Here is a 23,643-nt window from a genome sequence, read left to right as displayed (position 1 = left end):
AGGGGACCCATGGCAGAACCCGCCCCCAAGGCCACCGGTCCCAAGGACGCCGTCGGCGAGCGCCGCGGCTCCAAGGCTGTGGTGGCCATCGCCCTCGTCACCTCGCTCTTCTTCGTCTGGGGCCTCACCATGAACCTGGTGAACGGCCTCAACAGCCCCATGGCCAACTACCTCGAGCTCTCCGCCACCGAGGCGTCGCTGCTCCAGGTGGCCTACTACGGCGCCTACTTCATCATGGCCGTGCCGGCCTCCCTGGTGGCCCGCCGCTACGGCTACAAGGGCGGCGTCGTCCTCGGTCTTGCCCTCTTCGTGGTGGGCTCCTTCATCACGGTCCCCGCCACCAACGCCGCGAGCTTCGCCCTCTTCCTCGTGTCGATGTTCGTGGTGGCGGCCGGCGCCTCGAGCCTCGAGGCCAACTGCAACCCCTACATCACCAAGCTCGGTGACGAGAGGCACGAGGCCATGCGTCTCAACCTCGCCCAGGGCTTCAACGGCGTGGGAAGCATCGTGGGGCCGCTCATCCTGGCCCAGATCCTCGGCGTCACCGTGGCCGCGGGCAACCCCGGCTTCGACGCGGCCAAGGTCGACTTCCTCGCCAACATGCGCACCGTCTACATCGTCATCGGCGTCGTGCTCGCGGTGCTGCTCGCCGTGTTCGTGTTCGTGAAGCTGCCCGTGCCCCCGGGCGACGAGGCCGACGGCTCCGAGGTCCACGACAGGGAGGCCTCCTTCGCCCGGGTCGTGCGCCGGCCCCACGTGGCCCTCGGCGTCGCCGCAGAGTTCCTCTACGTGGGCGTCCAGACCATCGGCATGTCGCTGTTCTCCGGCATCGCCCTCGACCAGTGGCAGGGCATGACCGCCGCCCAGGCCGCCATGCTCCTCTCGGTGCTCTCGCTGCTGTTCACCGTGGGCCGCTTCGTCTCGGTTCCCCTGCTCGCCCGCTTCGACGCCGGCAAGATGCTCGGCGTCTACATGGGGGCCGCGGCCGTGCTGTTCCTCGTGTGCTTCCTGGGCCTTGGCCCGGTGTCGGTGGTGGCCCTCATCCTGGCCTTCCTGTTCATGTCCATCGGTTACCCCACGGTGTTCTCCCTCACCCTGCGGGGGCTCAACGGCGCCGCGGCCAAGACCTGCTCGTCGGCCCTCGTCATGTCCATCGTGGGTGGCGCCCTCGTGCCGCTCCTGGCGGGCGCCCTCATCGACATGACCGGCAGCCAGACCTTCGCCATGATCATCGCCGTGCCCTCCCTGGCCTTCGTGGCCTGGTACGGCTTCAGGGGCTCCCGCATCGGATTGGAGGCGAGCTGAGATGGCCGACAAGGGACTGCGCGTTATAGACGCCCACTTCCACGTGTGGGACCTCTCCTGCCAGAACCTCCCCTGGCTCGAGGGCACCGACGGCTCCATCACGTGCACCTATGACCTGTCTGACCTCGAGGCCGCCTATGCCGGGCTTCCCGGCGTGGACTTCGTCGGCGGCGTCTATGTCGAGGTCGACGGCGACGACCCGGCCCTCGAGGACCGGCTCGTGTGGGACCGCATGGCCGACGACCCCAAGCTCCTCGCCGCGATGCTGCGCACCCGGGTGGAGCCCTGGATGCGCCTGCCGGTCTTCGCGGCGGGTGTCCGCGAGCCCCTCCACATCGACTCCGAGCCTCCCCGCCGCTGTCTCGAGCCAGGGTTCCTCGAGGGGCTGCGGGTGCTCGCCGCGGCCGGGCTGCCCTTCGAGTCGTGCAGCCGCACGGCCGAGCTCCCCGACGCCCTCCGGGCCTTCTCCCAGGTGCCCGAGGAGACCGTCGTGCTTAACCACCTCGGCAACGTGACCCCCGACACCTTCGACGACGCCTGGCGCGACGTCATGGCCGGCTTTGCCGACCTGCCGAACCTCTACGTCAAGGTGTCGGGGTTCCCGACGGCCGACGCCGGCTTCTGCCGGGAGCTCCTGGGCTTCGTGCGCGAGACCTTTCGCGCCGACCGCCTGCTCTACGCCTCCAACTGGCCCGTCGTCTCCATGTACGGCGACTTCGCCGAGCACTTCGCTCGCCTGCGCGAGGCCTTCGGCGACGACGGGCGCTTCTTCTGCGACAACGCCTGCGCCTGCTACGGCATCGACCCGGCTGCGCTGGACTAAGGAGTGACCATGCTCAAAGGAATCCCCGCCATCATCGGGCCCGAGCTGCTGCGCGCCTTGGACGAGATGGGCCACGGCGACACCCTCGTCCTCGCCGACGCCAACTTCCCCGCCGAGTCGGTGGGCAGGGACACCCTCGTGGTCCGCTGCGACGGCCACGGTGTGCCCGAGCTGCTCGAGGCCGTCCTGAGGCTCGTGCCCCTCGACCAGTACGTCGAGAAGCCCGTCACCCTCATGGAGAAGGTCCCGGGCGACACGGTGGAGACGCCCGTGTGGGACGTCTACGACAGGATCGTCGCCGCCGCAGACGGGCGCGGAGCCGAGGCGGTGGGCCGCATCGACCGGTTCCCCTTCTACGAGGCCGCCTCCCGGGCCTATGTGGTGGTGGCAACCGGCGAGCGCGCCCAGTACGCCAACGTGATCGTGCAGAAGGGCGTGGTCTACGAGAGCGAGGAGCTGGCCTAGGGCCGGCGACCGAACCATGTGCGAGGCGTGCCGGGCCCCGGGGCCCGGCACGCCCATGAAAGGAGCGATTAGATGTTCGACGGCGTGTTCTGCCCCTCGGTCACCGTGACCGACGACGAGGGCAACCTCGACCTCGACCTCTGGGGGCGCCACATCGACCACCTGGCCGAGGCCGGGATCGACGGCGTCCTCCTGTTCGGGTCCATAGGCGAGTTCTACTCGGTGAGCCTTGAGGACAAGAAGCGGGCCGTGTCCTTTGCCGTGGAGAGAGCGGCCGGGCGCATGAAGGTGTTCGTGGGCGTGGGCGACACCACCTTCTCCAACGTCCTCGAGCTGTCCCGCCATGCCGCGCGCTCCGGCGCCGACGCCGTGCTCGCGGTGTCGCCCTACTACTTCGGGCCGAGCCCGCAGTGCGCCGAGCGCTATTTCGGGGCCATCGCCGAGGCCCAGGACCTGCCGGTGGTCCTCTACAACTTCCCGGCACGCACCGGCACCGACCTCACCCCCGACCTCGTCGCTTCCCTCGCCGCCCGCCACCCCGCCATCTGCGGCATCAAGGACACCGTGGACTGCATCAGCCACACCCGCGAGGTGATCGGCGCGGTCAGGGCCGTGAACCCCGAGTTCTCGGTCCTCTCCGGCTTCGACGAGTACTACCTCGCCAACCGCTCCTCCGGCGGCAACGGCGTGCTCTGCGGCCTCACCAACGCCGTGCCCGAGGTGTTCTCCAGGATGGACAAGGCCTACAAGGCGGGGGACCTCGCCGAGGCGTTCGCGTGCTCCCAGAAGATCTCGCGCTACATGGCGGTCTACGGGTGCGCGGACCTGTTCGTGTCGGCCGTGAAGGGGGCCGTGGCCGTGGAGGGGCTGCCCATCTCCACCCGAATCTTCGACCCCGCAGTCCAGCTCGACGACGCCCAGATGGAGCGCATCGCCTCCATCCTCGGCGTCAGCCGGTAAAAGCCAGCAGGCGGGCCGAGCCCGCCGAAAGGAAGGAAGTACCGCCCATGGTCAACCGTTTCGTTCTCAACCCCGTCTCCTACCACGGCCCTGGGGCCGTGGCCGAGATCCCCGGCGAGCTGCTGCGCCGCGGGAAGTCCAAGGTCTTCGTATGCACCGACCCCGGCCTGGTCAAGGCCGGCATCGCCGCCAAGGTGTGCGACGTGCTCGACGGAGCCGGCATCCCCTGGGAGCTCTTCTCCGATGTGAAGCCCAACCCCACTGTCGAGAACGTCCAGGCCGGTGTGGCCGCCTTCGAGGCCTCCGGTGCCGACGCCATCGTGGCCGTGGGTGGCGGCTCCTCCATGGACACCGCCAAGGCCATCGGCGTCATCGCCGAGAACCCCGAGTTCTCCGACGTCGTCTCCCTCGAGGGGGTGGCCCTCACCAAGAACCACGCCACCTTCACCGTCGCCGTGCCCACCACCGCCGGCACCGCCGCCGAGGTGACCATCAACTACGTCATCACCGACGTGGCCAGGAAACGCAAGTTCGTGTGCGTGGACGTCAACGACATCCCCGAGGTCGCCGTGGTCGACCCCGACATGATGGCCGGCATGCCCCCGGCGCTCACCGCCGCCACCGGTATGGACGCCCTCACCCACGCCATCGAGGGCTACCTCACCAAGGGGGGCTGGGAGCTCTCCGACATGTGCCACCTCGAGGCCATCCGCATCATCTCCCGCAACCTGCGCGACGCGGTGGCCGAGGCCGAGGGCGGCGAGCCCGGCAGCGGCCGCACCGCCATGGCCCTGGGGCAGTACATCGCGGGCATGGGGTTCTCCAACGTGGGGCTGGGCATCGTCCACTCCATGGCCCACACCCTCTCCGCCCGCTACGACACGCCCCATGGCGTCGCCTGCGCCATGCTGCTGCCGGTGGGGCTCGAGTACAACGCGCCGGCCTGCGGCGAACGCTACCGCGCCATCGGCGAGGCCATGGGCGTCGAGGGTTCCGACAGCCTCCCCATCGACGAGGTGAACCGCCTCGTGGTGGCTGCCGTGGCCGAGCTCGGTGCCGACGTGGGCATCCCCACGGCGTGCGAGGGCATCGTCGAGGAGGACCTCCCCGACCTCGCCGCCGACGTCATGGCCGACGCCTGCTTCCCCGGCACGCCGCGCGACGCCGACGCCGAGACCATCATCGGGCTCTATCGCAAGATCATGTAGCCCTTGCTCTCACCCTGCGTCGGGGGCGCGCCGGACCCGTCGTCCGGCGCGCCTTTTTCCCTGTGGCGAGGTGCCGGGTCGTCTTGGCGGCGCTCGTGCGTCGGTGACGCCCAACGAGGCCGGCCCATGGGACACCGGGCCCCTCCGCAACAACCCGTTTCTTGTCGGGCACCCCTCCGCACCCCCATCATGGGGCCACCCACCAACGACCTCGGGAGGAACCTATGGCCATGAAAGACATCGTCGCCACCATCCGCAAGGAGTCCGGCCTCACCCAGGAGGAGATGGCCCGCAGGCTCTACGTGACCCGTCAGGCCGTCTCTCGCTGGGAGACCGGGGAGACGGCCCCGGGCATCGACATGATCAAGCTCATCTGCACGGTGTTCTCCGTGCCGCTGGAGCGCTTCTTCGAGATGCCCATGGAGTACTACTGCCAGTGCTGCTCCATGCCCATCCCCGACCCGTCCCTCCACGGCACCGAGGCCGACGGCAGCCCGAGCGACCACTACTGCAAGTACTGCTACGACGGCGGCGACTTCACGGCCAAGGACGTGTCCATGGACGACTTCATCGAGGCCACGGCCCAGCTCGAGGCCGACGCCATGGGTATCTCCCGGGAGGAGGCCGTCTCCCTCATGGGCACGTTGCTGCCGCACCTGGACCGCTGGCGCGGCGAGGCGGCGCAGGGGTAGCGCGGCCGCTGCGGTCGCTCGCGCTCGGCGGCTTCCCGATAACGCTTTTGGGAAGCCGGGAAGGCCGCGTGGCATCGGGTCGTCCTTCCCAAAACCCCTTCTGGGGCGTTTTTCCTTCCCAAAAGGGATTTTGGGAACCTCTCTGGGGAAAAGGGCCTTCCCGATTTGGATTCTGGGAAGACGCGGTGCGGCAACGGGGCAGATCCCCTTCCCGGGACGACTTCTGGGAAAGGGGAGACCCTCCTCATGCATCGCAAGGGCGGCAACGGAAGGGCGGCCCCCGCATCTCGAGGTGCGGGGGCCGCCCTTGATTGACCCGATGATGCCCGCCCGGGTCCTCTCGCCGTAGGGCACGGGCGGGCGGTACCGGCTCAGCGGTACTGGCTCGGGTGCTTCTCGAAGAAGTCGGTCCTCGGCGGGAGCTCCACGAGCCTGTGGTCGGCCACGGCCTCTCCCATGGCCCCCACGAGTTCCGTGACTCCCTCGAAGGCGTGGTCCCAGGAGAACAGCAGGTCGGCGGGTATGGCCAGGTGCTCGCGGACCTTCTCGCAGCCGGTGGGGGCTGCGGGGTGCATGAGCAGCGTCAGGGTGCGCAGGCTCCGGAAGGCGTCGGCGAGGGCGGCCGCATAGGCGTCCTCGTCGTCCTTGGCCGCCTTGGACGCGGCATCCCAGCGGCGGTTGGCCTCGCGGCCGAAGGCGTCGGCCACGGAGAGGGCGCGGGTGAAGTCGAGCCCGTGCATGGCCTCCTCGAACGCCAGCGTGGCCTCGTCGCAGGCGGCCACGCACTCCTCGGCGGGCGCCACCTCGGGCAGGTGACCGTCCAGGTGCCGCTGGGCGCCGTAGAAGCAGGAGCGCGCCAGGCGGTTGAAGATGTTGGTGAGGAACGCGCTCTCCTTAAGGGCCGGGTCCACCACGCGGGGGTCGTCCTTGACCAGGACCTCCTCGCCGCTCTTCTTGTCCCTGTGGGAGACGCTCGTGTCGAACGGCTTGGGGGCGAACGACACGGCCTTGGCGCCCAGGCCCAGCGACAGCCAGTGGCAGCGCAGCTGCTCGGGCGTGTAGAAGTCGAGCAGCTCGGCGGCCATGGGCGGCTTGACGGCACCGGAGCTGGAGGCCTTCTTGTTCATGAACAGGATGTGGTAGTTGGCCACCGGGGTGTCCTGGAACAGGCCCCACCCGAGCGCCTTCCAGATGGCCGGCTGGGCCACACAGTAGAAGTAGATGTTGTCCTGGCCGATGAACTGGAAGACCTGGGCGTCGTCGGCGCACCACCAGTCGCGCCAGTCGGCCCCGGCGTGGGTGTCGGGCACGGCCCCGGGCAGCGTGGCGTTGGCGGCGTGCTCCTCGGGCGTCTCGCCGAGCACGGTCTCGGTGAACGAGATGGGCGCCCAGAGCGACTCGGGCCAGCACCACACCGTGAGGCCGTCCACGCCGTCCATGGCCGGCGCCGGCACACCCCAGTCGATGTTGCCGGTAATGCGGAACGGCAGCAGGCACTTGCCGGTGCGGAAGCGCAGGCCGGCGCCGTCGAGCACCTCACGGGCCCGGTCACGGGCCTCCCAGTCGGCGAACTCCACCGAGAAGGACTGCTGCCTGCCCTGGGGCTCGTGCACCGTGTGGGGCGGGAGCTCCGTGGCCACGGCGTCGAACTCCCCGCGCAGGTCGCACTTGAGGTAGATCGCCGGCGGCACGAGCGACTCGCGCACGGTCTTGACCACGACGTCGCGCACCTGGTCGTCGGTCTCCCAGTCGTCGTCGAGGCCCTCCAGGTAGTCCTGGAACCCCGGCAGGTCGAAGTACCAGTTGGCCACGGGCCGCAGCTCGGGCACGGTGCCGGTGACCTGGCTCACGGGGCGCACGAGGTCGGCCGGCTCGAACTGGTGGCCGAGGTCGCACTCGTCGGCGTAGGCCTTCTCGGACTTGCAGCCCGGCACGGGGCAGAAGCCCTGCACCTGACGGCCGTTGAGGAACTGCCCGGCCTCGACGTCGTAGAACTGCAGCGTCTCGCGGAGCTTGAGGGTGCCGGCCTCGTGGAGGCGGCGGATGACGGCGTCGCTCATGGCGGCGTGGACGTCTCTGGCCGGGGCCAGGCCCGACCCGCCGTAGAAGTCGAGGGCCACCTCGTAGCTGGCGAGCGCGGCCTTCTGGGCCTCGTGGTTGGCGGCGACGTAGTCGGTGATGGTCCCCTCGTAGCCGTCCTCCGCCTTCTTGCGGAAGCCCTCCATGATGGGGGAGCCGTAGCAGTCGGTGCCCGAGACGAACAGCACGTTCTCGGCGCCGATGCGGTCGCGCAGGAAGCGGGCGAAGAAGTCCGCGGGGACGAAGACGCCCCCGATGTGGCCAAAGTGCAGGCCCTTGTTGCCGTAGGGCATGCCGGCCGTCACCACGGCGCGGGCAGGGAATGAGGGGCGGTTGGCAGTGGGCATGGCATACCTCGCGGTGGTCGCGTATCGTGTGGTCAACCCATCCATTATGGCCCATCGGGAGGTGCCGTGCGCGACCTGGGGATGACGACGGTCGAGTCCTTCGACCTCACGGCAGACGACGCCTGGCTGGCCTCCGTGGCCCGCGGCTCCCTCGTCGTGGCCGCCGCAGGCCTGGTCCTCGACGTGCTCCTCGCCGTCGCCGCGCCCGTGGAGGCGGTGGGCATCCCGTGGCTCGCCGCGGTGGTGCTGGTCTCGGCGGTCGCGCTGCCGGTGCACGAGCTCGTCCACGGGGCGGCGTTCAAGCTGTTGGGCGGCCGCGACCTCCGGCTGCGGTTCGGCTACATGCCGCCGGGCATGCTCTACACCTGCGCCGACGGCGCCGTGCTGCCGCGCCGGTCGTTCGTGGCCGTGCTGCTCGCCCCGGCCGCGCTCCTCTCGGCCGCGTTCCTGGCGGGCGGCGCGCTGCTCGACGTCCCGTTGGCCGGCGTCACCTGCCTCTGGCTGCACCTCTCGGGCTGCACGGGCGACCTCGTCATGGCGCGGCGCATCGTGGCGGCGGGGGCGCCCTACGTCCGCGACACCGCCCAGGGCTACGACCTCGTGGCGCCCGGCCCCGCACCCGTGGGGGAGGGGGAGCGGTGAGCGCGCCGGTGCCGGTGGCCGTCCATGCCTGCTGTGGCCCGTGCTCCCTGGAGCCCGTGCGGCTGCTCCGCGAGGAGGGCATGGAGCCCACCATCTTCTGGACCAACCCCAACATCCAGCCCGTGGCCGAGCACGACCGGCGCCTGGCGACCCTGCGGGAGTGGGCCGAGGGGGAGGGGATCGAGGTCGTGACCTGCGGTGACGACCGTGCCCTCTGGGAGAGGGCCGTGGCTCCCAAGGGCTTCGACCGAGCCGCCCGCTGCCGCGCCTGCTACGCCCTGCGCCTGGCCGAGGCGTGCCGCGCCGCCCGGGAGCGGGGCTTCTCGCTGGTGACCACCACCCTGGCCGTGTCGCCCCACCAGCTCCACGACACCTGCGACGAGGTGCTCGTGGCCTGCGCCCGTGCCCATGGCCTCGAGCCCGTGGTGCGCGACTTCCGGCCGGCCTACCCCGAGGCCACGCGGCGGTCGCGCGAGCTGGGCATGTACCGGCAGAACTACTGCGGCTGCCGCTTCTCGGCCGTGGAGGCCGCGCTCGGGCGCGCCGAGGCCCGCGAGGAGCGCAGGCGCCGCCGCGAGGGGGCCCGGGCCGGGGCGTGACGGCGCCCCCGGGGCTCCCGGCGGGCATCGGTGGTATAACCCTCATGTTTTGCCGCGCGTCCCAGGGAGCCAAGCCATGAAGACCGACGATTTCGACTACGACCTGCCCGAGGCCCTCATCGCCCAGGCCCCCGCGGAGCCCCGCGACAGCTGCCGCCTCCTCGTGCTGGACCGCGAGGACGGCTCGGTGGAGCACCGTACCTTCACCGACATCGTCGACTACCTCGAGCCGGGCGACCTGCTCGTGGCCAACAAGACCCGTGTGCTGCCGGCCCGCCTCGTGGGGCGCAAGCCCACCGGCGCCGTTTCCGAGACGCTGCTGCTCCGCCGCCGCGAGGACGTGGACCCCCTGGGAGGCGTCTGGGAGTGCCTGGTGAACCCGGGCAAGCGCCTCAAGCCCGGCGCCGTCATCGAGTACCGCGCCGGTGGCCTCCATGCCCCCGAGGGCGCCGAGGTCGTGCTCACCGGCGAGGTCATGGACTTCGTGGAGGGGTCCAAGGGCGGCCGCCTCGTGCGGTTCTCGCCCGCAGGCGGCCGCACCTTGGACGAGGCCATGCACGCCGTGGGCCACGTGCCCCTGCCGCCGTACATCACCTCCTACGAGGGCGACCCGGAGAAGTACCAGACGGTCTACGCCATGGACGAGGAGCACTCCGCCGCCGCGCCGACGGCGGGCCTGCACTTCACGCCGGCCCTCATCGACCGCCTCGCCGCGAAGGGCGTGGAGATGTGCTTCGTGGAGCTCGAGGTGGGGATCGACACGTTCCGCCTCGTGGAGGAGGACGACCCCGCCGACCACGTCATGCACACCGAGCGCTACCACGTGCCGGCGGATGTCGTGGAGAGGGTGAAGGCCGCCAAGGCCGCCGGGCACCGCGTGGTGGCCGTGGGCACGACGTCCGTGCGCTCCCTCGAGAGCGCCTTCGACCCGGAGGCACCGGCGGACGACCCCGCCGTCGTCGCGCGCCGCTTCGAGGACGTGCCCGACTCCGCCGCCGTGTGCGGGAGGGGCGACCTCGTGGAGCGGCGCGACGCCACCACCGACCTCTTCCTCATGCCCGGCTCCACCTTCCACGTGGTGGACGCCATGGTCACCAACTTCCACGTGCCCCGCTCCACGCTGATGATGCTGGTCTCGGCCTTCGCCACGCGCGACCAGATCATGGACGCCTACGCCGAGGCGGTCGACGAGGGTTACCGCATGCTGTCGTTCGGGGACGCGATGCTGATCAGGTAGGCTGCGGGGCCTTCGGCCCATGGGTCCGGCGTTTTGCATCGTCGGACCGGCCTGTGACCCCGACAGCTGGGATGGCTTAGGTGCGCTCGTCGGGGGTTGGGGCTCAGCGATTACTGCTCGTCTTTGTCCCAACACCCGGACACTTTTGTCCCACTTCTTGTCCCAGCACCCGGACACTTTCGCCGTCACCTTGGTCGGGCACTTTAACCGTCACGCCCGGTCGCGCACCTGCCGCCCTGCGCCTCTGCGGCCTCCCTCCCTCTTCAGGAGCACCTCCTGATGCTCGGTGCTTTTCGGTAAGAAACCTTGTCTAAACCACCGAACATCGTGATGTTCGGTGGTTCTGGGTCCCTCGCGCAGAGAAAACCACCGAACATATGGCATGGCAGCGCTGCCTGGCCAATCCGTTGTGGCGGCGCTGCCTGGCCAGTCCGTCACGTCGCCTGTTTCCCACCTTATGGGTTCCGGACATGCCGGAGCGGGTTGCGGCATGGTTTTCAGGCGGCCGACGCTGAGTGACCCATGCCGCAGGGGCCTGTGGCATGGGTTCGAGCACCCCTCAGCCGAAAAACCCATGCCGCAGGGGCCTTCGGCATGGTCCGGCACCCGCTGGTCGCGCGACACCTCGGGTGCCCGACCAGGGTGACAACTGGAGAGCCCGACCAATGGGACAAAAGTGTCCGGGTGTTGGGACGGGAGCCGGGACGGGGCGCCGCCGGGGGAGGCTTACGAGGAGAACGCCATGAACAGCACCGCCAGCACGATGACGGCGGCCACCACCACGAGGATGAAGGCCACACGGCTGCGCAGGGTGCGCTGGCGCAGGTCGCGCTCGGTGTCGGCCAGCGTCTGCACGTGGATCTCCTGGCGTTCGGCGGCGGCGCTGTTGTCGGTCACGCGGTCGGCCAGGGCGTCCGTCTCCTCGGGGTGGGCCACGATGTCGGCGGCCTCGTCGAGGGTCGCCTGGGCCTGGGACTCGGCCTCCTGCTGCGCGGCGAGGTCCTGCTTGAGGGCGCGCACCTGCTTCTGGGCCTCGATGAGCAGGTCCTCGGCGTCGGCCTCCGCCGCCTTGGCGCGCTCCTGCTCGCGGTCGAGGTCGCGGGCCCGCTTCTTGGCCTCCTTCTTGGCGGAGTCGGCCTCCCTCTCGGCCTCCTCCAGGACCCTGCGGGCGTCGGCGAGGTGCGCCTCGGCGGCCTCGATGGCGGGCGCTGCCTCGCCCGGGGCGGCCTTGGCGTCGTCCTGGGCGCGGGAGAGGCGCGCCATCTCGGCGGTGGCCTCGGCCTTCATCGAGGAGAGCTGCTTCGGGTCGGCGTCGGGGTCGCGCTGCATGGAGGAGATCTCGGACTGCAGGCGCGCGAGGCGCTGGCGGGCGTTGTCGGCGGCCTTGTTGGCGGTGGACACGCGGGAGTCGCGCCTCTTCGTGATGTCGCGCACGGCGCCCTCGGCCGTCTTGGCGGCCTTCTTGGCCTCCGAGAGGGTGCGGGCGGCGTCGTCGGCCGTGGACTTAGAGCTGTCCGCAAGGTTCTTGTAGGGACGGAGGTCGCGTTCGTTCTTGGCCTTGAGCTCCTCGAGGTCGCCCTCCCGGGCCCCCACCTCCGCCTCGGCGGCGGCGATCCTGTCCGAGAGGTCCCGCTGCGCCCGACGGGCCGCCTCGAGGGCGGCGGTCTGCCCGGCGACGAGCTCGTCGTAGGTCTCCTCCACCTCGCGGCGGTGGGCGAGCGTGCGGCTGTCCTCCTCGATGGTGGCCTTGAGCTCGGCCAGGCGGTCGGCGGCCTCCCCGTGGGCGCGCTTGGCCTGGCTCACGGCGCGCATGGCGCTCCAGCCGCTCACGGTCTCCTGGCCCAGCGCCCCCGCGGCCTTGCGGGCGCTGTCGGCCACGGTACCTGCGGCCTTGCGGGCGCGGTCCACGATGTCGGGGGCCGGCGCCGCTTCGAGGCCGTCGTCGGGGGCGTCACTCTCCGCCACGCCGTCCGCCGCGGGGGCGCCGTCCTCGGCGGCCGTCTCGCCGTCGCTGGCCTGCCCGCCCGTCCCCGGGGCGCTCTCCGCCGCCTCGGCCGCGTCCGCCCGGTCCTCCGTCGCGTCCGTGCCCTGCAGGTCGTCCTGCGCCTGCCCGTTCTGCCCGGCATTGTCCGCCATGGGACCTCCCAAAGCCGTTCCATCCGTATGTGAACCACTGTACCCGCCTCGGCGCGGCGTTGCCGCCGGGCCTGACTCCCCGCCCCCGCCGCACCGGCCGCCGCTGCTAGACTGGCCCCACCGCGAACACTCTGGAGGACCCGTGAGCCAGCAGCCTTTCCCCTTCACCTTCGACGTCGTCGCCGAGGACCCCGCCACCCACGCGCGGGCCGGCGTGCTCCACACGCCCCACGGCGACGTCCCCACCCCCATCTTCATGCCCGTGGGCACCAAGGCCACCGTCAAGGGCCTCATGCCCTCCATGGTGCGGGACCTCGGTGCCAAGATCATCCTCGCCAACACGTACCACCTGGCCATGCGCCCCGGCGCCGAGCTCGTCGCCCAGATGGGCGGCCTGCACGCCTGGGAGCGCTGGGACGGCCCCATCCTCACCGACTCCGGCGGGTTCCAGGTCTTCTCCCACGGCGACCACGTGCGCCTTTCCGACGACGGCGTGACCTTCCGCGCCGTGGACTACGACGGCTCCTACGTCACCTGGACGCCTGAGGAGAACATGCGCATCGCCGAGCTCCTCGGCTCCGACATCTGCATGCAGCTGGACGTCTGCCCCGGCTACCCCTGCGAGCGCTCCTACCTCGAGCGGGCCGTGGACCTCTCGAGCGCCTGGGCCGAGCGCTGCTGGAGGGCCCACACCCGGCCCGACCAGGCGCTCTTCGGCATCGTCCAGGGCGGCATGGACCTCGACCTGCGCCTCAAGAGCCTCCGGCGTCTCGAGGACATCGGCGACTTCCCGGGCTACGGCATCGGCGGTTACTCGGTGGGGGAGAGTCATGACGTGATGTTCGAGACCCTGGCGCCCCTCGCCGGCGAGTACATGCCGCGCGACAAGCCCCGCTACCTCATGGGCGTGGGCAACCCCACCACCCTCGTGGAGGGCGTGGGCGTGGGCGTGGACATGTTCGACTGCGTGCTGCCCACCCGCACGGCTCGCACGGGCACGGCCTTCTCCGACGAGGGGCGCCTCAACCTCAAGAACGCCTGCCACCGCGCCGACCCCCGTCCCATCGGCGAGCATTGCGGCTGCCCCGCCTGCGCGGGCGGCTTCTCGCGCAGCTACATCCACCACCTGGTGAAGCAGAGGGAGATGCTCGGCGGCATCCTGCTGTCGCTCCACAACACGCGGTACCTCCTCGACCTCATGGCCCGTGCGCGCCAGGCCATCCTCGACGGCCGCTACGGCGCCTTCATGGCCGAGTACCGCGACCGCCTCGACGGCCGCCGCGACTTCTAGGCCCCGCACCCCTCGCGGCCGCCGCGGCGCCCCCCCGCAGCGGGGCGCCGCCGTCGTGGCATACTCAAAGACCACGAGAGGCGGGCCGCGGCCCGGGGAGGGCGGTGTGCCATGGCAGGGCTTGACCGGAGCGACCGGTGGCGCGTCCTCGAGCCCGACCCCGCCGTCGAGCAGGCCATACGTCAGGGCTTCGGCGTCCCGGCCCTCGTCGCCCGCGTGCTGGCCGCCCGCGGATTCACCGACCTCGACGCCGTGGGGCGCCTCCTCACACCGTCCCTCGGGCGCGACTGGCTCGACCCGCTCGACCTGCCGGGCATGGCGCAGGCGGCGGACCGCGTGGAGCGGGCCGTGCGCGACGGGGAGACCGTCGCGGTCTTCGGCGACTTCGACGTCGACGGCATGAGCTCCGCCGCCCTGCTCGCCCTGGCCCTGCGCGACCTCGGTGCGACGGTCCACGCGTTCATCCCCCGGCGCTTCGGGGAGGGATACGGCCTCTCCGCCGCCGCCCTCGAGCGCGTGGCGGCCGCCTGCTCGCCCGACCTCATCGTCACCGTGGACAACGGCATCGCGAGCGCCGACGAGGTGGCGGCCGCCGTCGCCCGCGGCATCGACGTCGTGGTGACCGACCACCATGAGCCCGGCTCCTCCGTGCCCCGGGGCGTGCCGGTCACCGACCCCAAGCTCGACCCCGAGAGCCCGTCGCGCGACCTCGCCGGCGCCGGCGTGGCGCTCAAGCTCGTCTGCGAGCTGGGCCGCCGCCTGGGCCGGCCCGACCTCTGGCGCGGTTACACCGACCTCGCCAGCCTGGGCACCGTGAGCGACATGATGGAGCTCGTGGGCGAGAACCGCGCCCTCGTGGCCGACGGCGTCGCGTCCATGCGGCGCACCTCCCGGCCGGGTCTCGTGGCGCTCGCCGCCTCCAGCCGCGCCGACCTCTCCTCCATCGAGGCCGACGACCTGCCGTTCTCGCTCGTGCCGCGCCTCAACGCCGCCGGGCGCATGGGCGACGTCGACGTGGCGTTCGACCTGCTCGTCTCCCAGGACCCCGTGGAGGCCGCCACGCTGGCGGGCCGCCTGGAGGCCATCAACGACGAGCGCCGGGCCACGGAGGCGTCCATGGCGGCCTCGGTGACGGCCCGGGCGGCCGAGGAGTACGACGGCGGGCCCTGCCTCGTGTTGGGCGGCGAGGGGTGGCACGAGGGCGTCAAGGGCATCGTGGCCAGCCGCATGGTCAACCGCTACCACGTGCCCTGCCTGCTGTTCTCGGTGGCCGACGGCGAGGCGCGCGGGTCGGGCAGGTCCGTGGGGTCCGTGGACCTCTTCCACGCCGTGGAGGGCTGCTCGGACCTCCTCACGCGGTTCGGCGGCCATGCGGGCGCCGTGGGCGTCACCCTGCCGGCCGACCGCCTGCCGGAGTTCCGCGACCGCCTCTCGGGGGAGCTCTCCGCCCTGCCCCCGGAGCAGTTCGCCTCGGTGGGGGAGGTGGCCTGCGTCGTCACCCTCGACGAGCTCACGATGCCCGTGGTCCAGGGCCTCGACCTCCTGCGCCCCTTCGGCCAGGGCAACAAGAAGCCGCTCCTCGCCGTGCGGGGCGTCACCATGCGCTCCGCCGCGGCCGTGGGCGCCACGGGGGAGCACGTGCGCTTCTTCGTCAGCGACGGCGCCAACTCCGTGGCGGCCATCATGTTCCGCGCCCCGGACGTGGAGCGGGCGCTCTCCTGGGAGGGCGCCGTGGACCTCGTGTTCGAGGCCGTGGTGGAGACCTGGCAGGGCCGCTCCAAGGTCAAGCTCATGGTGCGCGACATCCTCTACCGCGACGGCGCCTCCGGCGACGGCGGGGACGGGGGCGAGGGCCCCGCGTGCCCCGACGACGCGCCGGTTCCCGGTGCGGCCGCGGACGGCGACGACGCCGTCGCTGACGGCCCCGACCCCGCGTCCGAGCGCGCCCGCCTGGCGGCCCTCGACGCCCCCGGGCTCACCGACGCCCTGCGCCGCTCCCTCATCGGCGACCGCGACCTGCTGCCCGCCCAGGCCACTGCCCTGGGCATGCTGGCCGAGGGCCAGTCGGTCCTCGAGGTCATGGCCACCGGCCGCGGCAAGTCCCTCGTCTTCCACCTCCACGCGGCGCGCCTGGCCGTGGCCGGCGGGCGGGCCTCCGTGCTCGTCTTCCCGCTCCGTGCCCTGGTCAACGACCAGGCCTTCCACCTCGAGCGTGCGTTCGCGGGGCTCGGCATCGGGGTGCGCGTCCTCACGGGCGAGACCCCCGCCCACGAGCGCGACGCCGCCTTCGCCGGCCTCGCCGACGGCTCGGTGGACGTGGTGCTCACCACGCCCGAGTTCCTCTCCATCCACCGGAGACGCTTCGCCGCCTCGGGCCGCGTGGGCCTCGTCGTGGTTGACGAGGCCCACCACGCCGCCATGGGCCACGGCGGCGACCGCGCCGCCTACCAGGACATGCCCGAGGTCCTGTCCCTCCTGGAGTCGCCCCAGGTGCTCGCCGCCACCGCCACGGCGTCGGACTCCGTGGCCCAGGAGGTCTGCCGGCTGCTCTCCGTGGACCGTGTGGTCGTGGACCGTACCGTGCGGTCCAACCTCTCCGTGGCGGACCACCGCGGCCTCCGCGACCGGGGCGCCTACGCCGCCTCCGTGGCGTCGTCGGGGGAGCGGTGCATCGTCTACGTCAACACCCGCGACGCCGCCTGCGCCGTCGCCCGCGAGCTGCGGCACCGGCTGCCCGACCTCGCCCACCGCGTGGCCTTCTACCACGGCGGCCTGGACCGCGGCCGCCGCGTGGCCGTGGAGCGGGCCTTCCGGTCCGGCCGGGTGAGCTGCGTGGTGGCCACCTCCGCCTTCGGCGAGGGGGTCGACCTCCCCGACGTCCGCCATGTCGTGCTCTGGTCGCTGCCCTTCGACACCGTGCAGTTCAACCAGATGAGCGGCCGTGCCGGCCGAGACGGGCGCCCGGCCTGGGTCCACGCGCTCTTCGGCCCCGCGGACGCCCCCACCAACGACGCCGTGCTCTCCTCGGCCGCGCCGGCCCGCGAGGCCCTGGTGGCCCTCTACCGGGCCCTGCGCACCCTGGGCGCCCCGAGCGGCGGCACCGTGGCCGAGTCCGACGGCCAGGTGCTCGACCTCGCCCGCACGCTCCCCGGCGGCGGCGGGCTCACCGAGGCCGCGGTCTCCTCGGGCATCGGCGTCTTCAGCGAGCTCGGCTTCTGCTCCCAGGAGGGCTTCGGGGACGGCCGGCGCCTCTCCATGGCCCAGAACCCGGGCCACATGGAGCTCACCTCGTCGGTGCGCTACCGCGAGGGTCAGCGGAGCCGGGAGGGGTTCCGCACGTTCTCCGAGTGGGTCCTGCACGCCCCGGCCGAGGCCCTGGCCGAGCACATCGATCGCCCCATCGCCCCCACCTTCGGGGTTCTGTGCGATAGTTGAACCCAACCGTAAAAAACGAGGGGAGGGGCAGGTCATGGATAGCACGGAGGTCCAGGGCGTCCACGCCACCCCGAGAGTGGGCGCAGACAACTACGGCCAGCTGAGAAAGACGTGCGAGCTGTACATGACGCCGGCCCAGATGGCCAAGGTCGAGGAGGCCTACCTCTTCGCGGCCGACTTCCACTCCGAGCAGAAGCGCCGGAGCGGCGAGCCCTACATCAACCACCCAGTCGAGGTGGCCCTGATCCTGGCCCACGACCTGCGCATGGACGACGACGTCGTGTGCGCGGCCCTCCTTCACGACACCGTGGAGGACACGCCGGCCACCAAGGACCAGCTGCAGGACCTGTTCGGCCAGACCGTGGCCGACCTCGTGGACGGCGTGACCAAGCTCACCAACATCGATGTGGGCTCCACCGACGAGAAGCAGGCCCTCAACCTGCGCAAGATGTTCCTCGCCATGTCCAAGGACATCCGCGTGGTCATTATCAAGCTGGCCGACCGCCTCCACAACATGCGGACCCTCGCCGCCCTCAAGCCCGACCGCCGCCAGTTCAAGGCCCGCGAGACCATGGACGTCTACGCGCCCCTGGCCGACCGCCTGGGCATCAGCTCCGTCAAGTGGGAGCTCGAGGACCTCTCCTTCTTCTACCTCGAGCCCGAGGAGTACCAGCGCATCGCCCGCATGGTCCAGGAGTCGCGCGAGCAGCGCCTCGTGGCCACCGACGAGGCCATCAAGGTGCTGGACGACGAGCTCAAGGGCGCGGGCCTCTCCGGCTACCAGATCACGGGCCGCGCCAAGCACCTCTGGTCCATCTACCAGAAGATGCAGCGCAAGAACAAGGACTTCTCGGACATCTACGACCTCATCGCCCTCCGGGTGATCACCGAGACCGTGGGGGACTGTTACTCGGTCCTGGGCTCGGTCCATTCGCTTTGGCACCCTCTGCCCGGGCGCTTCAAGGACTACATCGCCACGCCCAAGCCCAACCTGTACCGCTCGCTCCACACCACGGTCATCGGCCCCGACGCCCGGCCCATCGAGATCCAGATCCGCACCAAGGAGATGCACGAGCAGGCCGAGTACGGCATCGCGGCCCACTGGCTCTACAAGAGCTCGGGCAACTCCAGCGGCGCCATGAGCTCCAGCGACCGGTCCATCGACCTCACCATCTCCCACATCCGCCGCAGCCTCGACTGGGCCGTGGAGGGAGAGATCGACGACCCGAGCCGCTACCTCCAGGACCTCCGGGTGGACCTCTTCGACGACGAGATCTTCATCTTCACCCCCAAGGGCGAGGTCATGAGCCTCAGGCGCGACTCCACGCCCCTGGACTTCGCCTATGCCGTGCACACCGAGGTGGGCAACCACTGCGTGGGCGCCCGCGTCAACGGCGCCGTGGTGCCGCTCACCTACCACCTGCAGACCGGCGACCGCGTTGAGATCCTCACCAACAACAACTCCAAGCCGTCGGCCGACTGGGTCAACATCGTGCGCACCCCCTCGGCGAGGGCAAAGATCCGCAAGTACTTCACCTCGGTGAACAAGGGCACCGACGCCGAGTCGGGCCGCTCCATGCTGGCCGTCGAGCTGCGCAAGAAGGGCTACGGCATCTCCACGAGGCGTTCCGTGCGCGCCATCGCAAAGGTGTGCGAGACGCTCAAGTTCACGACGCCCGACGACCTCTTCGCCGCCATCGGGTCCAACAAGCTCTCGCCCAAGTCGGTGGCCAACAAGGTGGAGAACGTGCTCGAGGAGGGCTCGCCGGCCCAGCTCGCCGCCGCCAAGAAGGCTGCCGAGGAAGCCGAGGAGTTCAAGCGGGTCTTCTCCGAGGACCGCCCCATGCTGCCCACCCACGGCGCCAACCGGGCGCGCCGCCAGCAGGAGCGCAAGCGTTCCAACTGCGGCGTCGTGGTGAAGAACGACCCCGACCTCCTCGTGCACCTGGCCCACTGCTGCAACCCCGTGGCCGGCGATGACATCGTGGGCTTCATCACCCGCGGCCGCGGTGTCTCCGTGCACCGCACGAGCTGCCCCAACGTCAAGGGCCTCATGGCGCACCCCGAGCGCATGATCGACGTCGCTTGGGACACCAGCGGGGCCACGCAGTTCCAGGTGGAGATCGTCGTGGAGGCCACGGACAGGATCGGCCTTCTCAAGGACGTGACGATTGCCCTGGCCGACGCCGGGGGAAACATCCTCTCGGCGGCCACCCAGGTGACCTCGTCGGGCCTCGCGCGCCTGCGCTTCCTCGTGCTCATCTCCGACGCGAGCCTGCTCGACCCCCTCCTGGCAGCCGTCAGCCGGGTGCCCAGCGTCTACGACGCGCGGCGCATCATGCCCGGCGAGGGTGCCAACCAGATGAAGAGGAGGGCCTGACATGGCCGAACCCATTGACGAGCGAGAGATAGAGGACCCCGAGGACTCCCATGTGGAGATCCGCGCCTTCACCGTGGGCCCCATCGAGACCAACTGTTACGCGCTGGTGAGCGACGGCCATGCCATGGTGGTGGACCCGGGCTTCTGCGGCGCCGGGATCGCCGGGCAGCTGTCCGACGTCGCCGTGGACCTCGTGGTGGCAACCCATGGCCACGGCGACCACGTGGGCGGCGTGGCCGCGCTCGTCGAGGCCCTGGGCGGCGACGTGCCCTTCGCCATCGGCGCGGGCGACGCCGAGCGCGCCATGCACGCCGGCGGCGTGGGGAGCCTGGGCATCCCCTACGACGACGATGCCCCAGAGCCCTCTCGCCTGCTCCGCGAGGGCGACACCGTGACCGTGGGCAGCGTGACCATGGCCGTCATCGAGACCCCGGGCCACACCGAGGGCGGCGTCATCCTCCTGGGCGACGGCATCGCGTTCACCGGCGACACCGTCTTCAAGGGCACCGTGGGCCGCACCGACCTCGTGGGCGGCGACCCCGAGGTGATGGGGGAGACCCTGGAGCGCCTCAAGGGCCTCATCCCGCCCGAGACCGTGCTGCTCCCCGGCCACGGCGAGGCCACGACCATGGCCGACGAGCTCCGGGACAACCCCTACCTCAACGGCCGGGCCAGCCGGTAGGGGCGAGGCCGTGGGCCTGCGGCGTCTCTGCTAGAATGGCTGGGCCCGCCCGAGTGGTGGAATGGCAGACACGGGGGTCTCAAAAACCCCTGGGGGCAACCCCGTGTGAGTTCGAGTCTCACCTCGGGCACCATGAGAACGCGCAGCTCCCGGCACCCGACCCGGTGCCGGGAGCTTTCTTTTCTTGTATGCATTTCCGGGTGGTCTGTGCCATCTTGTGCCAAGGTCTCCGGTCAGGCATAAACAGCTTTACGGTGTTGAAAACCAAACGGGCGTCTCGGTACGACGGCTGAGACACCTCAGGCAAGGGTCACCGCTTTGAGGCGGCGCACGAAAAACGCCCCGACCCCATCGCTGGGGCCGGGGGCTTGTCTGTGCCGGGTATAAACGAGGGCCCCGCTACAGCCTGCCGTCGTTGAGCGCGGCCTGGAGGGCGCGGACGGTCTTGGGGCCGCACACGCCGTCGGGGTAGACGCCGAGCCTGCGCTGGAGGGCGCGGACGGTGTCCCTGCCCGCGATGCCGTCGGCCGTCGCGCCGAGACGGCTCTGGAGCGCGCGGATGACCGGGGACCCGCTGGGGTTCGCGCCCCACTTCCACCCTCCCGCGCAGTTGGGCAGCCACCGTCGGTTGCCCGACCACTGGCCCCAGACCTCGCCGTCCGCGACGCAGCGGATGTGCGCCTGCAGGGCCTTGGTGGTGCCCCACCCCCACCAGCCGTCGACGGAGAGCTTTCCGATGGCCGGGGCGGGCACGGGCGTGGCGGGCGTGGACGGCACCGCGCCGCCCTTCGCGGCGATGCCCGCCGCCGACAGGATGGCTCGGGCGATCTCGTCCAGACGGTCGTTGAAGATGGTCCGGTCGGTGACGTTGTCGATGAAGCCGACCTCGGCCAGGCGGTAGTTGATGCCGCGCCTGGCCGCCCGGTTGGCGTTGGCGAGGTCGGAGCGCCCCACGATGATGGAGCTGCGCCCCGGGAGGATGGCCGCGAGGTTCTTCGCGAGCGCCTTGTCGAAGGCGTCGGCCTCGAAGCCGTCCTTGATGATGACGTGGGCACCACGCGCGGAGCCGTCCGCCGCGTCCATGTGCAACTCGAGCACCATGGTCCCCTTGGGCGCGGAGAGCGTGTTGAGGTCCCCTTGGGCGTAGGCGTTGCGCGAGAAGTCGTGCAGCTCCACGTCGGAGGGGTCCGCCGCCAGCTCCTTGACCCGCCTGGCGAGGTTCCTCACGGAGTCTGCCTCGTTATGGCCGCCCCCGACCGCGCCGGGGTCCCCGTGCCCGTGGCCGGGGATGATGTACAGCTTCGCCATCTTACAGGTCCTTCCCGTCGTCTCTTTCGCCGATGTCGCCCGCCGCCACCATGGTCGGCAGGCTCGCGCCGCCGTCCACCTCCGGGATGCCGGCCACGCTCGTGAGCAGGCTCACCAGGGCCGCCAGCAGGGCGCCGCTGCCCACGAGGGCCCAGTCCACCTGCCCCATGGCCGCCGCGGCCCCGATGACGCCTATGGCCGTCTGGGCCGCCGTCTTGCCCGCGCGCACCCCGGCGCCGAGCAGCCATCGCTTGATGTCTTTCATGCCTCAACCCTTCCTCGTCATCCCGTGGAAGGTCTCCACGGGCACCTCGCGGATCTTGCGGTACAGCTCAGAGCCGGTGCCGTTGCCCCCGAGCCCGGTGTAGGCGGCGTAGCAGCGGTCTATCTCGGTGCGCCTCTCCACGGAGAGGCGCTTGTCACCCAGCACGTAGGTGTCGTAGGAGTCCACGAGGTTGCACCGGAGCAGGGCCTTGAGCCCCTCCTCCAGAGCCTCGTCGCGCTCCAGCTCCCTGCGCTCCGAGGCGCGCCCCGCCTCCCCCATGCGGTTGATGGCGGCCACGCACCACGTGACCACGCCGCCCAGGGCGAGCGTCACCACGGTCTCGGCGAGCTTCATGGGGTCCATGGGAACAGCCCCCTCACCCGACGTGGACCAGCACCATCTGGCCGGCGAAGTTCCACTCGTAGCCCGACGCCGGGGCGATGGACGCGGTGTAGCTGATGTGGACCGCCCCTGCGCTGTCCACGGCGAAGAAGACCGAGGGCATGGGGTCGGGGTAGTTGTTGGTGGGGGCGAGCATCCCGCTTCTGGCCGTGTAGGGCGGCCTGAACGCGGTCGGCAGCACGATGCCCGTGGGCCGGCTCCCGTTGGAGATGGACCCGCCGGCCTTGCGCGTCGCCCACAGGTCGAGGACCCCCACGCCGCCCTTCATGTAGTAGTTGACGCTGCCGGTGAGCCTCCCGCCGTCCAGGGAGAAGGCCTTGGACGCGCGGGCGAGGTCCCCTTGGCCCCGGACGAACCGGGTGCCGTTGACGTCGACGGTGCCGCTGGCCGGCTCGTAGATGCGGCTGGTGTAGTCGGCGGAGCTCCCGTTGAAGTGGAAGTCGATGAACCCGCCCGTGCCGTTGGTCGCGCCCGTGCCTATCTCGATGTGCTGCGGGCGGATGATGCGGCCCTTGACGAGGTTGGCGAGCGCCCCGTCGGCGCTCGCGGCCCCGGTGCCGCCCCGGGCCACGGGCAGCGTCCCGGACGCTATCTCGGACGCCGACACCTTGCGGTTCGCCGCCGAGGCCATGGGCGTGAAGAGGCGGACCGGGGCGGCGGGGGAGATGCCGTTGAGGTCGATGCGGTACAGGGGCATGTCGCAGGACGTGGCGCCCGTGAGGGGCGAGCCCGGCAGGGTCGCTGGGGCGGAGGGAGAGCCCGGGACCCCCTTGACGCAGACCAGCGAGCACGACTCGACGCCCGTGGCCGCGTCCCTCGCGTAGCGGACGCACACCACGTCGTGGCGCTGCTGGCCCTGGGTGCCGCTCTCCACCGGCACGTCCACGTGGGAGCCGGTGGGGATGCGCACGTGGCGGCCGCCGAACCATGCCTCGCCGTCGTGGACGCGGCACGTGTTGGCGTCGGGCATCTCGGCCCTCAGGGCCTGCCCCACGTCGGAGCTCACGTAGTTGCCGGGGCCCACGATGGAGGCGTAGCCGCCCCCGTCGTCGGCGCTTTCGATGTGGGCCTCCCCGGTGTAGCCGGTGACCAGCTCGACGGCGGGCATCAGGAGTCGCCCCCGGCCGCCGGCGCGTCGCTCATCCAGGCGTTGAACTCGGCGTCCCACTTGGCCGCCATGCGCTTGTACTCCTCGTAGCTCTTGCGGTCCAGCACGTACTCGGACAGCACGCCGTCCGCTGTCACCCGCTGGACCCTCGGGTAGTTGCCGATGCGCGGGTCCCCGTCGCGCAGGTACTCGCCGTAGTGGGTGCGGTCGCTCATGTAGAGGGTGTAGCCGCTCTCGATGGCCATGGGGCCTCCTTTCCGTCTGCGCCCATGGTCTGCC

20 protein-coding genes and 1 tRNA gene are annotated in these 23,643 nt (G+C 71.0%); 14 read left to right on the top strand and 7 right to left on the bottom strand.

Annotation, left to right across the window (positions count from 1 at the left end):
• Positions 1-9: 9 nt before the first annotated feature.
• From OR600_RS06885 to OR600_RS06860, 6 genes are all read left to right on the top strand, one after another.
• Entirely contained in the window at positions 10-1,305 is a 1,296-nt protein-coding gene (locus OR600_RS06885; protein ID WP_251173137.1) for a sugar MFS transporter, read from the top strand.
• 1 nt (position 1,306) lies between these two features.
• A complete protein-coding gene (locus tag OR600_RS06880; protein WP_265590892.1) occupies positions 1,307-2,128 on the top strand; it encodes an amidohydrolase family protein in 822 nt (273 codons plus the stop codon).
• A gap of 9 nt (positions 2,129-2,137) precedes the next feature.
• Entirely contained in the window at positions 2,138-2,593 is a 456-nt protein-coding gene (locus OR600_RS06875; protein ID WP_135978808.1) for an RbsD/FucU family protein, read from the top strand.
• Between the two features lie 72 nt (positions 2,594-2,665).
• The gene (locus OR600_RS06870) at positions 2,666-3,553 is read left to right on the top strand and encodes a dihydrodipicolinate synthase family protein (protein ID WP_135978955.1); all 888 of its coding nucleotides are present in this window, start codon (positions 2,666-2,668) and stop codon (positions 3,551-3,553) included.
• Positions 3,554-3,600: 47 nt separating this feature from the next.
• Complete coding sequence (gene fucO, locus OR600_RS06865) at positions 3,601-4,761, top strand: lactaldehyde reductase (protein ID WP_135978956.1); 1,161 nt, start codon at positions 3,601-3,603, stop codon at positions 4,759-4,761.
• Positions 4,762-4,991: 230 nt separating this feature from the next.
• Positions 4,992-5,453 carry a zinc ribbon domain-containing protein gene (locus OR600_RS06860; protein WP_251173140.1) on the top strand — a complete coding sequence of 154 codons (462 nt, stop codon included), beginning with the start codon at positions 4,992-4,994 and terminating at the stop codon, positions 5,451-5,453.
• A gap of 371 nt (positions 5,454-5,824) precedes the next feature.
• On the opposite strand, the gene OR600_RS06855 is transcribed toward OR600_RS06860, so the two are convergent.
• Positions 5,825-7,879, bottom strand: coding sequence for a class I tRNA ligase family protein (locus OR600_RS06855; RefSeq protein WP_265590891.1), 2,055 nt, complete (start codon positions 7,877-7,879; stop codon positions 5,825-5,827).
• A 66-nt stretch (positions 7,880-7,945) separates the two neighbouring features.
• On the opposite strand from OR600_RS06855, the gene OR600_RS06850 reads away from it, so the two are divergent.
• From OR600_RS06850 to queA, 3 genes are all read left to right on the top strand, one after another.
• Positions 7,946-8,521 (top strand): DUF3267 domain-containing protein, encoded by a 576-nt coding sequence (locus tag OR600_RS06850; RefSeq protein ID WP_135978959.1) that lies wholly within the window; start codon positions 7,946-7,948, stop codon positions 8,519-8,521.
• Complete coding sequence (locus tag OR600_RS06845) at positions 8,518-9,120, top strand: epoxyqueuosine reductase QueH (protein ID WP_135978960.1); 603 nt, start codon at positions 8,518-8,520, stop codon at positions 9,118-9,120. The genes OR600_RS06850 and OR600_RS06845 overlap by 4 nt, the downstream gene beginning before the upstream one ends.
• 76 nt (positions 9,121-9,196) lie before the next feature.
• Positions 9,197-10,357 carry a tRNA preQ1(34) S-adenosylmethionine ribosyltransferase-isomerase QueA gene (gene queA / locus OR600_RS06840; protein WP_135978961.1) on the top strand — a complete coding sequence of 387 codons (1,161 nt, stop codon included), beginning with the start codon at positions 9,197-9,199 and terminating at the stop codon, positions 10,355-10,357.
• Between the two features lie 726 nt (positions 10,358-11,083).
• Here the strand turns inward: queA and OR600_RS06835 are convergent.
• Positions 11,084-12,493, bottom strand: coding sequence for a coiled-coil domain-containing protein (locus OR600_RS06835; protein WP_135978962.1), 1,410 nt, complete (start codon positions 12,491-12,493; stop codon positions 11,084-11,086).
• Positions 12,494-12,635: 142 nt separating this feature from the next.
• Between OR600_RS06835 and tgt the strand changes: the two genes are divergently transcribed.
• The 5 genes from tgt to OR600_RS06810 all read left to right on the top strand — a co-directional run bounded on the left by tgt (position 12,636) and on the right by OR600_RS06810 (position 20,414).
• Positions 12,636-13,784: a tRNA guanosine(34) transglycosylase Tgt gene (gene tgt, locus OR600_RS06830; protein WP_251164113.1), complete on the top strand. Its 1,149-nt coding sequence runs from the start codon at positions 12,636-12,638 to the stop codon at positions 13,782-13,784.
• Between the two features lie 111 nt (positions 13,785-13,895).
• On the top strand, positions 13,896-17,219 hold the full coding sequence (gene recJ / locus OR600_RS06825; protein ID WP_135978964.1) for a single-stranded-DNA-specific exonuclease RecJ: 3,324 nt from the start codon (positions 13,896-13,898) through the stop codon (positions 17,217-17,219).
• A 34-nt stretch (positions 17,220-17,253) separates the two neighbouring features.
• Positions 17,254-19,599, top strand: a complete 2,346-nt coding sequence (locus tag OR600_RS06820) for a RelA/SpoT family protein (protein ID WP_251164114.1) — start codon at positions 17,254-17,256, stop codon at positions 19,597-19,599.
• A 1-nt stretch (position 19,600) separates the two neighbouring features.
• Positions 19,601-20,281 carry an MBL fold metallo-hydrolase gene (locus OR600_RS06815; RefSeq protein ID WP_135978966.1) on the top strand — a complete coding sequence of 227 codons (681 nt, stop codon included), beginning with the start codon at positions 19,601-19,603 and terminating at the stop codon, positions 20,279-20,281.
• A gap of 47 nt (positions 20,282-20,328) precedes the next feature.
• Positions 20,329-20,414: transfer RNA gene (locus OR600_RS06810), tRNA-Leu, on the top strand.
• A 266-nt stretch (positions 20,415-20,680) separates the two neighbouring features.
• On the opposite strand, the gene OR600_RS06805 is transcribed toward OR600_RS06810, so the two are convergent.
• The 5 genes from OR600_RS06805 to OR600_RS06785 are packed head-to-tail and all read right to left on the bottom strand — an operon-like array spanning position 20,681 to position 23,609.
• Positions 20,681-21,589, bottom strand: coding sequence for an N-acetylmuramoyl-L-alanine amidase (locus OR600_RS06805; RefSeq protein ID WP_265590890.1), 909 nt, complete (start codon positions 21,587-21,589; stop codon positions 20,681-20,683).
• Position 21,590: 1 nt separating this feature from the next.
• Positions 21,591-21,854, bottom strand: coding sequence for a holin (locus tag OR600_RS06800; protein ID WP_265590889.1), 264 nt, complete (start codon positions 21,852-21,854; stop codon positions 21,591-21,593).
• Positions 21,855-21,857: 3 nt separating this feature from the next.
• Positions 21,858-22,217: a hypothetical protein gene (locus tag OR600_RS06795; RefSeq protein ID WP_265590888.1), complete on the bottom strand. Its 360-nt coding sequence runs from the start codon at positions 22,215-22,217 to the stop codon at positions 21,858-21,860.
• A gap of 13 nt (positions 22,218-22,230) precedes the next feature.
• On the bottom strand, positions 22,231-23,364 hold the full coding sequence (locus OR600_RS06790; RefSeq protein WP_265590887.1) for a hypothetical protein: 1,134 nt from the start codon (positions 23,362-23,364) through the stop codon (positions 22,231-22,233).
• Positions 23,364-23,609: a hypothetical protein gene (locus OR600_RS06785; RefSeq protein ID WP_135978971.1), complete on the bottom strand. Its 246-nt coding sequence runs from the start codon at positions 23,607-23,609 to the stop codon at positions 23,364-23,366. The genes OR600_RS06790 and OR600_RS06785 overlap by 1 nt, the downstream gene beginning before the upstream one ends.
• Positions 23,610-23,643 lie beyond the last annotated feature (34 nt).

The organism is Granulimonas faecalis (genome assembly GCF_022834715.1).
In the GTDB taxonomy this organism is placed as follows: domain Bacteria; phylum Actinomycetota; class Coriobacteriia; order Coriobacteriales; family Atopobiaceae; genus Granulimonas; species Granulimonas faecalis.
This window is presented reverse-complemented; position numbering and strand designations above follow the sequence as displayed.

What these genes read in the sequence shown, in the direction of transcription:
- OR600_RS06885 (WP_251173137.1), top strand. Translation starts at nt 10, where the DNA reads ATGGCAGAACCCGCCCCCAAGGCCACCGGTCCCAAGGACGCCGTCGGC.
- OR600_RS06880 (WP_265590892.1), top strand. Translation starts at nt 1,307, where the DNA reads ATGGCCGACAAGGGACTGCGCGTTATAGACGCCCACTTCCACGTGTGG.
- OR600_RS06875 (WP_135978808.1), top strand. Translation starts at nt 2,138, where the DNA reads ATGCTCAAAGGAATCCCCGCCATCATCGGGCCCGAGCTGCTGCGCGCC.
- OR600_RS06870 (WP_135978955.1), top strand. Translation starts at nt 2,666, where the DNA reads ATGTTCGACGGCGTGTTCTGCCCCTCGGTCACCGTGACCGACGACGAG.
- fucO (WP_135978956.1), top strand. Translation starts at nt 3,601, where the DNA reads ATGGTCAACCGTTTCGTTCTCAACCCCGTCTCCTACCACGGCCCTGGG.
- OR600_RS06860 (WP_251173140.1), top strand. Translation starts at nt 4,992, where the DNA reads ATGAAAGACATCGTCGCCACCATCCGCAAGGAGTCCGGCCTCACCCAG.
- OR600_RS06855 (WP_265590891.1), bottom strand. Translation starts at nt 7,879, where the DNA reads ATGCCCACTGCCAACCGCCCCTCATTCCCTGCCCGCGCCGTGGTGACG.
- queA (WP_135978961.1), top strand. Translation starts at nt 9,197, where the DNA reads ATGAAGACCGACGATTTCGACTACGACCTGCCCGAGGCCCTCATCGCC.
- OR600_RS06835 (WP_135978962.1), bottom strand. Translation starts at nt 12,493, where the DNA reads ATGGCGGACAATGCCGGGCAGAACGGGCAGGCGCAGGACGACCTGCAG.
- recJ (WP_135978964.1), top strand. Translation starts at nt 13,896, where the DNA reads ATGGCAGGGCTTGACCGGAGCGACCGGTGGCGCGTCCTCGAGCCCGAC.
- OR600_RS06820 (WP_251164114.1), top strand. Translation starts at nt 17,254, where the DNA reads ATGGATAGCACGGAGGTCCAGGGCGTCCACGCCACCCCGAGAGTGGGC.
- OR600_RS06815 (WP_135978966.1), top strand. Translation starts at nt 19,601, where the DNA reads ATGGCCGAACCCATTGACGAGCGAGAGATAGAGGACCCCGAGGACTCC.
- OR600_RS06805 (WP_265590890.1), bottom strand. Translation starts at nt 21,589, where the DNA reads ATGGCGAAGCTGTACATCATCCCCGGCCACGGGCACGGGGACCCCGGC.
- OR600_RS06800 (WP_265590889.1), bottom strand. Translation starts at nt 21,854, where the DNA reads ATGAAAGACATCAAGCGATGGCTGCTCGGCGCCGGGGTGCGCGCGGGC.
- OR600_RS06795 (WP_265590888.1), bottom strand. Translation starts at nt 22,217, where the DNA reads ATGGACCCCATGAAGCTCGCCGAGACCGTGGTGACGCTCGCCCTGGGC.
- OR600_RS06790 (WP_265590887.1), bottom strand. Translation starts at nt 23,364, where the DNA reads ATGCCCGCCGTCGAGCTGGTCACCGGCTACACCGGGGAGGCCCACATC.
- OR600_RS06785 (WP_135978971.1), bottom strand. Translation starts at nt 23,609, where the DNA reads ATGGCCATCGAGAGCGGCTACACCCTCTACATGAGCGACCGCACCCAC.